The sequence below is a fragment of the Psychroflexus planctonicus genome (assembly GCF_014640195.1).
GTDB classification, from domain to species: Bacteria; Bacteroidota; Bacteroidia; order Flavobacteriales; family Flavobacteriaceae; genus Psychroflexus; species Psychroflexus planctonicus.
Window position 1 is genome coordinate 48,002 of the sequence record NZ_BMGM01000005.1, and the last position, 12,060, is coordinate 60,061.

The 12,060-nt window shown below is 34.2% G+C and carries 9 protein-coding genes; 1 reads left to right on the forward strand and 8 read right to left on the reverse strand.

Going from position 1 to position 12,060, the window contains the following annotated elements:
- Position 1 precedes the first annotated feature (1 nt).
- The 8 genes from IEV72_RS06320 to IEV72_RS06355 all read right to left on the reverse strand — a co-directional run bounded on the left by IEV72_RS06320 (position 2) and on the right by IEV72_RS06355 (position 10,793).
- A complete protein-coding gene (locus IEV72_RS06320) occupies positions 2-1,213 on the reverse strand; it encodes a murein hydrolase activator EnvC family protein (RefSeq protein WP_188458260.1) in 1,212 nt (403 codons plus the stop codon).
- Entirely contained in the window at positions 1,213-2,004 is a 792-nt protein-coding gene (gene lolB1, locus IEV72_RS06325; RefSeq protein WP_188458261.1) for a lipoprotein insertase outer membrane protein LolB1, read from the reverse strand. Before lolB1 ends, IEV72_RS06320 begins: the two co-directional genes overlap by 1 nt.
- Positions 1,973-3,352, reverse strand: coding sequence for a tetratricopeptide repeat protein (locus IEV72_RS06330; RefSeq protein ID WP_188458262.1), 1,380 nt, complete (start codon positions 3,350-3,352; stop codon positions 1,973-1,975). The genes lolB1 and IEV72_RS06330 overlap by 32 nt, the downstream gene beginning before the upstream one ends.
- Positions 3,353-3,361: 9 nt before the next feature.
- Complete coding sequence (locus tag IEV72_RS06335) at positions 3,362-4,375, reverse strand: sugar phosphate nucleotidyltransferase (RefSeq protein ID WP_188458263.1); 1,014 nt, start codon at positions 4,373-4,375, stop codon at positions 3,362-3,364.
- Positions 4,376-4,406: 31 nt separating this feature from the next.
- On the reverse strand, positions 4,407-4,841 hold the full coding sequence (gene dut, locus IEV72_RS06340) for a dUTP diphosphatase (RefSeq protein ID WP_188458264.1): 435 nt from the start codon (positions 4,839-4,841) through the stop codon (positions 4,407-4,409).
- On the reverse strand, positions 4,831-6,297 hold the full coding sequence (locus IEV72_RS06345; protein WP_188458265.1) for a lipopolysaccharide biosynthesis protein: 1,467 nt from the start codon (positions 6,295-6,297) through the stop codon (positions 4,831-4,833). The genes dut and IEV72_RS06345 overlap by 11 nt, the downstream gene beginning before the upstream one ends.
- A gap of 213 nt (positions 6,298-6,510) precedes the next feature.
- The gene (locus IEV72_RS06350; protein ID WP_188458266.1) at positions 6,511-7,896 is read right to left on the reverse strand and encodes a DUF5689 domain-containing protein; all 1,386 of its coding nucleotides are present in this window, start codon (positions 7,894-7,896) and stop codon (positions 6,511-6,513) included.
- Between the two features lie 20 nt (positions 7,897-7,916).
- Positions 7,917-10,793: a TonB-dependent receptor gene (locus IEV72_RS06355; RefSeq protein ID WP_188458267.1), complete on the reverse strand. Its 2,877-nt coding sequence runs from the start codon at positions 10,791-10,793 to the stop codon at positions 7,917-7,919.
- Positions 10,794-10,911: 118 nt separating this feature from the next.
- On the opposite strand from IEV72_RS06355, the gene IEV72_RS06360 reads away from it, so the two are divergent.
- On the forward strand, positions 10,912-11,982 hold the full coding sequence (locus IEV72_RS06360; RefSeq protein ID WP_188458268.1) for an endonuclease/exonuclease/phosphatase family protein: 1,071 nt from the start codon (positions 10,912-10,914) through the stop codon (positions 11,980-11,982).
- Positions 11,983-12,060 lie beyond the last annotated feature (78 nt).

Genomic DNA, 12,060 nt, shown 5'->3' on the forward strand with positions numbered 1-12,060 from the left:
TCTACATCTGCATAATCCACTCTGCTGGATCTAACTTGGTAGCATTTTTGGCCAATACAAAAGAAAGTACTGTTTTTCCGGAAGAAGGGTCTTTGCCTATGTCTCCAATTTTATCTCCTGTTTTAATTTTCTGATGCGTTTTTACGTACAAGTTTGTCAAGTTTCTGTAAATGCTCAAGTAATTACCATGTCTAACCAATACCATTTTATTGGCACCACGAATCAGGCTAATTTGAACAACTTCACCTTCAAATATGGAGCGTGCCACAGCGTTGTCTTCTGTTTCTATCCGAATGCCGTTACTGATTACTTTCAGGTTATTGTTGATATGGCTTTTATTCACACCAAAGCGCATACTCAATAAGCCGCGTTCTACTGGCCAAGGTAATTTTCCTTTGTTCTTTTCAAAATCTTTTGCAAGTGCTTCTCCAGCTGGTGTAAGTTTATAAACCGATGAAGATGTTGAACCGCGTTTTTTGTTTTCAGCGGCAATGGCTTCTTTAATTAATCGGTCTATTTCTTTTTCAATTCGGATAATTTCTTTTTGCTTTCCTTGAATTTCTTGCACATACTTTTTTTCATCTTTTCTAATTTCAGCAATCAAAACTTCTTGTTCTTTTTTGTTTTCAAGTAACTGATTTTTTGCCTGTCTGTTTTTAGCTAAAACAGCTTCTTTTTCTTTCTTTTGGTTGAATAAGGTTGCGTTTAATTCTTCTAAAGCAAGGCTTTGTTCTGCAATTCTTTCGCCTTGTTTTTGTCTGTAGTCTGCATGTTGCTTCATGTACTGAATACGCTTATAAGCTTGCTGAAAGTTTTCGGAAGAAAACAAAAACATGATTCTGTTTTGTTCAGACCTACTTTGGTAAGACTTTACAATCATTTGCGCATACTCCGTTTTTAAAGTTTCTAACTCATCGCGTAAAGCATCAATTTTTTTGGCATTTTCATTGATTTTAGCCGTCAACAAATTGGCTTCTTGGTTATTTACTTTAATCAGTTTTTCGGTAACTCTAATTTGCTCTTCTAAATAATTAACTTGGTCTACCAAGGAGCTTTCTTCTTTTTTTGTAGCCTTTAGAATTTCGCTAATTTGCTGAATTTCTTTTTCTACAGCACGACGTTGAGCTTCTAATTGGCTTTGTGTTTGCGCAACAACTGTGGTACAAAAACCAAAAGCCAAAAGCAGAAATAGGTATGTTTTAAGCTTCTTCATTAGAATACAATTTCTTCATAACTACTAGGAATTTCGAAAGGAAAACTCAAGTCTTCATCAACTCGAACATCGCGATACTCAATATTGATTTTCACGGTTTTATCTTTCTGTTTGGCTAAAATATAAATTTCTTTTGGGAATGGCGCTTTATTTAATTCCTGAAATTTGGGGTAATCTACACTTAAAAAATCGGTTTGGTTGTTGTGTTTTACCAATTGTTGTCGCAGCGTAAAATCGGTTGTGTTTATTTTGGCTTCTTGCTGTAAAAATGGATTGATTTGATGTGTAAACACAAAAAAGTTAGTCTCTAGTTTTGCATTGTTTATATTGGCTTTTAGCGGATAAACACTTTGCCCAAAAAGCATATTTTGCAATCCGTTAAAATCTACATCTACACCCAACACTTTGCTTACAAGCTGAAAATCTCCATCAAAATACTGGCCTTGTAGTTTTTCATAAAACTGAACTCGGTCTGGTGTAATTTTTAATTTAGCAACGGTAATAAAAAGCGCTTTCACACTCATCCAAATGGTTTTATCTTTTTCGATACGGTAAGTTATGGTGACGCTTTGCCGGTTGTCTTCATCTTGGTAAGCAGCTCTAATTTTACCATTTATAGTTTTAAAATCAGGGTTTTGCTTTTCGTGAATTGCCACTGCCGCTTTTGCATTTTTGGCAGTTAGTCCGTCTTCGGGTATAAACTTTTTTGGCCCACAAGAGCTTAAAATCAACACTATTAAAATCAAACCTAAATTTGACTTATTCCATTTTATCCAACTTCTGTTTTGCATTTAAGGCTTTCTTTTGGTAGGTTTCTGCTTGGGTATTGTTTTCTAATTGAAAATGGGTTTCTGCTAAAAGCTCAAGTAAATCTACTTCTAATTGCGAAGTTTCAAATAAGTAACTTAATCCTTCTTCTAAAACTGAAATGGCTTCATCATATTGTGTTAAGCCGTATAAAGCTCTTCCTTTAAAATAGTAAAAAACCACTTGTGCTGGAAAAACTTCCAATGCATTTTCAGCAGAAGTTAAGGCGTTTTGGTACATTTCTTCTTTTAATTGAAGCACAATTATTTTTTGATGCAGCTCAAAACTATTGGGTTGGTCTACCAAAGCTTGTTGATAATACTCCAGTGCTTTTTGCACATCTCTTTGCAAGTAAAATTCTGCCCGTTCTTGATTGCTGGCTGCGCTTTCTCCTTCTTCTATGGCTAAATCTAACAGCGCTACAAATTGGGTTTGATAAGCTGGGTTAGCTGCTACAAATTTCTTAAAAGCTTGGATGAGTTGGGTTTTAACCTGCTCGTCTAAGGCATTGTTTTTAAGCACTTTTTTGGCATACTCAAATGCTTTTTCAGGTTTGTTTTCTTGTAAGTGAACAATGCTTAAAATAAAAGGAAGCTCATCTTGCAAAGGATTAATTTGCTCTAAGGCTTTAGCTGTTTTTAAAATAGCTTCAGAATTATCCTGCAATTTGTAAAAATTAATTAACCGAAAGTAATTGTCTTCATTTAAAGGATTTTGATCTATTCTATTTTTATAATAAGTTATTGCTTTTTCATAATTGTTATTGGTTTTGAAAATAGCATCTCTAAAATTGTTGGTTAAGTTGGTATATCCTTTTTCTTTCTCTAGTAGTTCAATTTCATCTAAAGCCTTTGAGAAATCTTCTAAGAGCATGTATATTTCAATAAGTTCAATTTCTTTATCTTCACCCTTATCAATTAAATTTTGTGCTAATTGAGCAGCTTCATTATACTTTTTTTGGTTTTTCAGAACATCGAACAACAGAAGTTGCGTTTGTATTTTTTGTTCACCATCTAATAGTTCAATAGCTTTTACAAAGTTTTTTTCTGCTTTATCAAGGCTTTCTATGGCTATATAGTTCTTTCCTAATTCAACATAAACAGCCGCTTCCTTTTTATCGATTTTTAAACATTTATCTAGGGTTTCAATAGCTTGATTGTAATTTTCAATAGCGCGCAATTTGATGGCCTTGAAAAACAATTCTTGAAATTTGTCTTCCACATTACCTAAATCGTCTTGATTTACTTCTTTTACTTCATCTGGTTCTTGAGCGTAGGATAGGATGGGTGAAAACACCAAAAGCAAACTAACAAATACAAAAGCATATTTCATTTTATAATTTTATTCTAAAGCTGAATAATCACCTATGCTTATACTGGTAAAATTACCATTGAATTTAGCATGATTTCCTATCATAGAATTATTCAATTTAGCATTCTTTATTTCTGCTTGTTCTTGAATAAGGCTGTGGGTAATTTCTGAATTTTCTATAACCGTTCCGTTTCCAACTGAAACATTTGGACCTATAATTGAATTTTTTAGTACTACATTTTCACCTATATAGCATGGAGAAATAATGGTACTGTTCTCGTTGGTATGATTAGGATTGACCAAGACTTCATCATTTTCTTTCTTAATGAAATTTAACATTCTAGAATTGGTTTCAACAGTTACATTTTTATTTCCGCAATCCATCCATTCATCAACTTGTCCGGGTTTAAAAATAGCTCCGTCTTGCTTCATTTTTTCAATGCCATCGTTAATTTGATACTCTCCACCACGGATGATGTTTTCATCTAAAACCGATTGCAACTTGTTCTTTAAAACAGCAACATCTTTAAAATAATATATACCGATAACGGCCAAATCTGAAACAAATTCTTCTGGTTTTTCAACTAAATCAGTAATGTTTCCATTATCATTCATTTTTACAACACCATAAGCACTTGGGTTTTCAACTTGTTTAACCCAAATTACAGCATCTGCAGATTTATCTAAATTAAAATCTGCTTTAAAAAGCGTATCTGCATAAGCTACCACAGCTGGACCAGAAAGTGAATCTTTTGCACACATGATGGCGTGCCCAGTTCCAAGCGGCTCATCTTGAATATAAATGCTGGCTTTTGCTCCCAAATCTTCAGCAATTTTTGTCAAGTCTTTTTCAACTTGATTTCCAAAATCTTTACCAATAACAAAAGCAACTTCGTCTAATGGCTCGTTCAACACCTTTGCAATATCTTCTACCAAACGTTGCACGATGGGTTTTCCAGCAATAGGAATCAATGGTTTTGGAACAGTTAATGTATGTGGTCTTAATCTTGAGCCTCTTCCGGCCATGGGTACAATTATCTTCATTTTGGTAGTGTATTAATCTGTAATTTTTTTATTATTTATTTCCTGTACTTCCAAAACCACCTACTCCACGTGTGGTTTCATCAAGTTCTTCTACTTCAATCCATTCGGCTTGCTCATGTCTTGCAATCACTAACTGAGCAATACGATCTCCGTTTTGAATAGTAAATTCTTCCTTAGATAAATTGATTAAAATAACACCAATTTCTCCTCGGTAATCTGCGTCTATGGTTCCAGGCGAATTCAGTACGCTTATTCCTTTTTTTAATGCCAAACCGCTTCTGGGTCTTACTTGCGCCTCATAACCTTTAGGTAAAGCGATAAATAGGCCAGTTTTTACTAAACAGCGATCTAAACTTTTTAAGCTTATTGCTTCGTTTATATTTGCTTTTAAGTCTACTCCTGCAGATTGTGAAGTTTCGTAGTTTGGTAAGGCATGAGCAGAACGATTGATGATACTAATTTTCATTTTTATCTTTATTGATTAGGGCAAAAAGTTCTTGTTTTTCGAATACATAAATTAAACTTACAAAAGCAAGAATAAAACCAATTCCTATAAAATAATTTTCCCTAAATACATAAAACGAAAGTACGGAAAATAAGATGGAAACCCCAAGGTAAGCTATAATTTTGCTCATAGCATAAGGCACAGCATAATGTTTCTTACCTATGAAATAAGATAAAATGGCCATGCTGGAATAGGCAAATAAAGTAGCTGCCGCTGAACCAACGTACCCAATGATAGGAATTAACCAAAGGTTTAAAACAATAGTGCTTACTGCTCCAAAGCTTGAAATATATGCCCCAAAACGAGTTTTGTCTGTTATTTTATACCAAACAGATAAATTATGATAAATTCCTAAAAACAGATTGGCCAACAAAATAATGGGAACAATTTTCATCGCTTCCCAGTAACTTTCATTTCTAATAAATAACTCTTTTAACGGGTCGATAAAAACTAGAACTACCAATAGAATAGCCGAACCTACGATTACAAAATATTTAGTAATTAAGGCGTAGGCTTTTTTAGGGTTTCTGCTTGTTGCATGACTGAAGAAAAAAGGTTCTATTCCTAAACGAAATGCAGTAGCAAACAAAGTCATAAACATACCAAGTTTGTAACAAGCTGAATAGATTCCGATTTGTTCTTTGGCGATATCTGCAGGTAATAAGCGTTCAAGAAATAAACGGTCAATAACTTCATTGATGGAAAAAGCGACTCCGGCCACTAAAACTGGTAAAGCATATTTCATCATGGCTTTCCATAATTGCCAATTAAAGGATAATTTCATTTTTTGAAAAAATCCTGATAACAGCAATAAAGTGAAACCACTTGCTATAAAATTTGACCAAAAAATGTAATGCACTTCATATTCTGGAAAGTAAATAGATTCGAAAAAAGGGAAGTGTTTAGCCAATTTAGGCAAGTAAATAAGCAGAAATACATTTAGGCCTAAGTTTATGCCTACGTTTATAATTTTTATGACTGCAAATTGAAGCGGTTTACTGTTTGCTCTTAACCAAGCAAACGGAATAATAGCTAGCGCATCAAAAGCTAAAATCCAGATGATTAATTTTAAGATTTCAGGTTCAATTCTAGTAAAAGATTGAACTGCATCAAAAAAGCTGAAGCCTAAAATAACAAATAAGAAAGTAGTAGTTATAATAGACCAATTAGCCGTTTGAGTAACTTTGCTTTTGTCGGTTTCTTTGTTATAGAATCGAAAAAAAGCAGTTTCCATTCCGTAAGCTAAAATTACATTGAAGATAACGAAGTAGGTAAAAATAATGGCGTAGTCTCCAAAGGAAGCACTTTTTAATACATCTGTATACAGTGGTACCAAGATTACCGAAAGCATTCTAGGTACAACCGATGCTACACCGTATAAAAACGTATTTTGAAAAAGTTGTTTATATATTCCCAAGTTGAAGGCTAATTAATAAGCAAATTTAGTAAATAAACCGTCATTGTTTATAAAGTAGAAGTGGTATGTGGTTTATCTAAGCATTATTTTAGGTATAAACCCCACAGGTTTGTGAAACCTATGGGGTTTTGTTATCCTTAAAAAATAGACTAAAACAAAAACGGCTTGGTTACTTACCAAGCCGTTTTTGAATAAATTTTTGACTTACTAAATTTAGTTTGCTTCTCCAGATATTACGACATTATCTATGTGGTAACGCGTGGTTACACCATCAGGATCACTACCTTGGTAACGAAATGCAAAACGAATATTTTCTAAACATGAAATATTTTCTGCTCCAGCGGCTGATAATCCACCAAAACCAGATGATGGTCCTTGTGGAATTTCAATACCTTCTAGTTCTGTCCATTCTGTTGTTGAAACATCTCCAGTAAAGTTTTCAGTTACTAAGATACTCAAGCCCGAGCCATTATCAAAAGCAGCTTCTAGGTCTAAGCTCACTTCTTCTAAACTACTGTTACTTAAATTAATTTCTGGTGTTACTAACCATGCATCATAAGACTGACCGCTGTTAAATCCAGATACTTGAGCGTACGTATTATTTGAAAAATTTCCAGTTCTCCAGTTTAAAGAACCGCCTTCTGTGTTTACATTAATCCATCCGCTAAGCTGTGAAATATTAGAAATTCCTTCAAAATCTTCTTCAAAAATAATATCAGATCCGCCGCTTGGTCCTTCACATAAAGGTTCTGGATCACAACGTTCTTGGTCAAAGTTAATGTCTTCAACGGTATTGATTTTGAATAAATAATTTTCATCTGCAAATGCTCTTAACAAAACACCGCTAATTTCACCAGCTCCTGAAGGCAATCTAATAGCTTTAAAATCTGAGAATGTACTAGTACCTAACTGAACAGACGAATTAGACAAACAACTTTGCATTGTACGTTCAGCATCAAAAGCATCGTTCGGTTCAGATGCAAAAGTCACACCTTGATCTACTAAAGCAGCTGGAAATTGTGCATAAGTAAACTTGATGTATTGACCTAACAAGTCTCTGTTTAGCTCATTCATACCAACTTCTTTAGCTATGATTTCTTCTACAACTGCATCTCTTACAATTGCATTTTCAGCTTGAGCTTGAGGAATTCTATTAATGCGGTCTCCATTTATAATTCCAATGCTTGGGTTTCCACTATCTAAGCCAACGCTTAAACCATCTAATTTTACATAAATCTTTCTCCCTACATTATACGTTCCAAACATACTAGAAATATCAATTGCTATGCGAATTGCAGCAGTTGGGTTTTCAGGAGCATCTTGAATCCATAATTCTTTAAAAAAGTTTCCTCCTTCATCTGAACTTACCACGTAGCCTTCTACGTAAGTGTCTTCTACAAAAGACAAAGTAGTAACTGCATCATTTTGAGCAATTTCTCCCAAAACAGCACTAATTGGAATTATAGTTCCGTCAATTTCTACTGGTTCTTGTGGTCCTGCTTGAGGAATTCCAAAATCATCATCTACACAAGATGTAATTGCTAAGCCAAATGTAATTAGTAAGCTAAAAGCAACAAATTTGAATTTTATATTTTTCATTTTTCTAAGTAATTTTTTATTTAAAATCTAATATATGCGTTTAAGTAATATGTTCTTCCGAAACCGTAAAAATAACGATTTCCAAATAAAGGTCCACCTGAGTTTGTAATTAAATCCTCTCTTCTATCAGTATAATTAGCTGTACGGCTTTGTTCAAAACCACCCGTTACAAATTCTTGATCCAATACGTTTCCGATTACAGCAAAAAAGCCAACAAAATAACGTTTATCGTTAGGTCCGTCTATTTTCCAAGACTTTCCGCCAGTTAAGTTGAAAACAAAATAATCTGGAAATTTTTCTTGCTTCAATAGTTCTTGTGCAACTTCTTCGTCGTAATCTACGATAGGAAGCTCATCTTCATCTAGAGCGAAGTTGTCAGAACGGTTAAAAAAGCTTGGCCCGATATAATTATCTGCAAAATAGTTAGCAGTAAGTCCTACATTCCAAAAATCAGGATCTCTGTATTCAAAACCGAGTTGATACGCCTGTTGTGGTCCGCCAGAAACGCGAACATTTTTCATAGCTGTTGTTCCACTCCCAAAGGTTAACTGTTCTCCTGGAAAGTCACGCCCTGACAAGTATAAATTTGGATTACTTGTATAAAAGTATTGTCCAAAATTCCCCGCAGTTTTTAATAAAATAGTTGGGGTTATTTGGTATTCAAAACCAAATTCAAGACCCACGTGTCTTCTGTCTATACCTGAAGTTACTTCTTGAACAAAAGATGCACCGTCATCTACTCTTGTACTTGCAATGCTTTGAGAAAAGAAAAAGTTAACATTGGTTTCATCTTCAAATGTGGTGTAAAATGCAGTTGCTCTTGCTTTAATTTTTGGTGTTCTATAAATGTAACCCAAATCTGCGGAGTTTACTTTTATTTCGGTTAAACCATCAACCACTTCATTATTTTGTCTTGCGTTGTTATAAGAATTTCTAATGGTAGGAGCATTTTGCATGCGTGATGCATTAAATTGAATTAAATGTCTTCCTGTTATCTTATAAACTCCACCGAGCTTTACTCCGTAAGTAGTAAAATCTAATTCTTCGCCTTTACCAAATGATAAGTTTCCAGGGAAAAATCCGTTTTCATATAAACCATTACGTTGATAAGTAGTTTTTCCAAAATTACCTCCTACGTAAAAATCAATTTTATTGAAATTGAATTGAAATTGTCCGAAAGCGCTGGCTACTTTAGCTTCAACTTCATAATTGTATTGAAAACGCTCACCTTCTGTTACGGTACGGTTTGGGTTTCTTATATCAGATTGAGCTAGTTCCTGCAGCGTACCTGCAACAATAGCACTTTCTTCAGCAAAGAAATCTACATCTAAAAATTGCTCACCACCTAACAAATCGGCTAATTCAGCAAAGTTTTCGCTTAATAAGTAACGGTAATTTAAACTACCATTAAATCTTATTTTTTCGTCAATTTCTGCATCAATGATGGAGTTGAATTGGATTTGTGTATCATCAACTCTATCTTCCTGCAACACATAAGTTGAGTTTCCACCACGATTTAAATTGCTTAAATTGGTTTCATAAATCATGTTCCAATCAAATTGGCCATCTTGTTGAAACTCTTCTCTAGCAAACCAAGCTGCTTGATAATCTGATGCTGTTGGGTTAATGTCGCGTAAAAAATAACTAGGTAAATTTTGGTAATAAATTGGGCTTGGATTTAAAGCGCCACCTTGGTAAACACTTTGGCCTTCAAATTCAACTAATCTAGTACCACCATTATTTACTCTTGTAGTACCAAATCTGCCAGTTTGATACATGGCATTGGTGTTTATTTTAATTTTGTCATTTACATCCCAATAATGGCTAAGTACAAAAACGGGTTCTTCTGTTCTACGCATGCGTGTATTACGCATTTTTCCGTTTTGCATTCCCCAATTTGGATTGTATTGTCTGCCTTTTAAGTCTCTAACTTCTTGAGTTATAGATGTACCAATACCTCGCATGTTTGGTGCATAAAAACTAGTTAAGTTAAGAGAGTGTTTAGCATTGATTCGCTTTTCAACTGCTAAGAAAAAAGAATTGGCATCGTAAGATGTACCTTCTCTAAAGCCTTCATCTCCATATCTTCTTGAAGCCAATACAGAATATGCCCAACCATTGCTACTCATACCTGAGTTATAACTAGCCATCATTCTGCCTTGATAAGTTCGGTCTGAAAAAGCATAAGAAACTCTTCCTCCTTTACGCATTTGCGAAGCGCGCATAATTAAGTTAGTTGTACCGGCTATGTCTCCAAAGTTATACTCGTTAGCTTCAGAATACATAGTAAATTCACGACTACTGTTAATTACATCGTTTAAACCACCCCAGTTACCCCATTGTGGTCTTCCTGAAAATTGCTTGTTCATTTCCAAGCCGTTAATCAAAACTTTACCACGTGCATTGTCGTAACCTCTTGGTCTAAAAAAGGTTGTACTAAAATCGAAAGCAGCTGCTCGTAAATAGGTATCTCTAGAAGCTTGTAATAAACCAGATATGTTAAATGAAGCGTCGTCTCCTTCGCCAATTTCATCGTCTGATAAACTAATTGTTCCTATTCTAAACTTCTCTTCAGAAATGTCTACACTTAAAAACAACAAGCCTAAATCTAAGGTTTGTCCTTCAGAAATAACTACGGGATACTTTTTGCCTAAGTAGCCTTCCAATTCGAGTATTAATACTTGTTCTCCCAAGGGAATATCGATTCCTTCAAAACTGAATTCTCCCATCTCGTTGGTGAGTGTTGCTATTTCAGTTTCTTCCAAATATACTTTTACACTTGGGATTGGTTCTTCGGTTTCATCATCTACAACCTTTCCTTGGATATTAGCTTGTTGAGCTAACAACCAAAACGGGAAAAATAAAAAGATAACCGTTTTAAATAATTGTTTGTTCATGTGATACTTGTGACTTTTTGTTTTAAGAAATTATTATGAAAACGCTGCAAATGTAGATAAATAATATTAAATGCTTATTTTTGGCGTCGGTAAAATAACAACTTTACAATAAAATAATATGCAAAGAAAAATCTTAAAAGTATTTATCTGTTTAATAACAGCCATTCTAATTTCAGGATCGCTCAAGGCACAGGAAAAGGAATATAAAATAAATACCATTGCCTTTTACAATCTTGAAAACCTATTTGACACCATTAATGACCCTAACAAATACGATCATCAAAACCCTATAGGCGGAATGTCTCCTGGTGAAGCAGCCAGAGTTTATCCCCTAAAAATTAAAAATATGGCTAAGGTAATAGCTGATATTGGGTCTGAAAAAAGTGGATATCCACCAGCCATTTTAGGTGTTTGCGAAATTGAAAACTACCAAGTCCTTGAAGATTTAGTAAATAATCCTAGACTAAAAAACTACAATTATGGAATTCTTCATCATGAATCTCCAGACAGAAGGAGTATAGATGTTGCTTTGTTGTATCGTAAAGATGTGTTTAGACCATTATTTTCTAAGCCTTATGAAGTGGTTTTATACAGTGATAGCGATCGCTCAAAAAGAAATTACACTAGAGATGTTTTATATGTTAAAGGTTTGTTAGACGGCGAAGAAATGCACTTTTTTGTGAATCACTGGCCATCAAGAAGCGGTGGAGAAAAAAAATCTAGACCTAGAAGGGTAAAAGCTGCAGAAACTGCTAAAGAAGTAATAGATTCTGTACAAAGAGTTGACCCAAGTGCTAAAATAATGCTGATGGGTGACTTAAATGACGGTGTGTACAATGAAAGTGTAAAAGAAGTTTTAAAAACTAAGAGATATAAAGACGATTTAAAAGCGCCAACCGATATTTGGAACCCTTACGAAAATATTTTTTACGAAGGAATTGGAACCATTGCATGGAGAGATTCTTGGGATTTGTTTGACCAAATTATGTTGACTAAACCCTTAACCATTGATGATGATTTTTCGAGTTACCGATTTTACAAAGCAGGAGTTTTTAATCCAGCTTACTTAAGAAATCCAAGAGGTAGATGGAAAGGCTATCCATTCCGTAGTTTTGCTAACGATGCATGGACCAATGGTTACAGCGATCACTTTCCTGTTTATGTCTACTTAATAAAGGAGATGAAATAGGTTTTAAGTTAGCAATCAATACAAAAAACAATCCCTTTCTAAAATAATAGAAAGGGATTGTTTTTTGTTTAATCTTTT

Excerpts from the sequence above, each read along its gene's own strand:
- IEV72_RS06330 (WP_188458262.1), bottom strand. The coding sequence starts at position 3,352 with ATGAAATATGCTTTTGTATTTGTTAGTTTGCTTTTGGTGTTTTCACCC.
- IEV72_RS06350 (WP_188458266.1), bottom strand. The coding sequence starts at position 7,896 with ATGAAAAATATAAAATTCAAATTTGTTGCTTTTAGCTTACTAATTACA.
- IEV72_RS06355 (WP_188458267.1), bottom strand. The coding sequence starts at position 10,793 with ATGAACAAACAATTATTTAAAACGGTTATCTTTTTATTTTTCCCGTTT.
- IEV72_RS06360 (WP_188458268.1), top strand. The coding sequence starts at position 10,912 with ATGCAAAGAAAAATCTTAAAAGTATTTATCTGTTTAATAACAGCCATT.
- IEV72_RS06335 (WP_188458263.1), bottom strand. The coding sequence starts at position 4,375 with ATGAAGATAATTGTACCCATGGCCGGAAGAGGCTCAAGATTAAGACCA.
- lolB1 (WP_188458261.1), bottom strand. The coding sequence starts at position 2,004 with ATGCAAAACAGAAGTTGGATAAAATGGAATAAGTCAAATTTAGGTTTG.
- IEV72_RS06320 (WP_188458260.1), bottom strand. The coding sequence starts at position 1,213 with ATGAAGAAGCTTAAAACATACCTATTTCTGCTTTTGGCTTTTGGTTTT.
- dut (WP_188458264.1), bottom strand. The coding sequence starts at position 4,841 with ATGAAAATTAGTATCATCAATCGTTCTGCTCATGCCTTACCAAACTAC.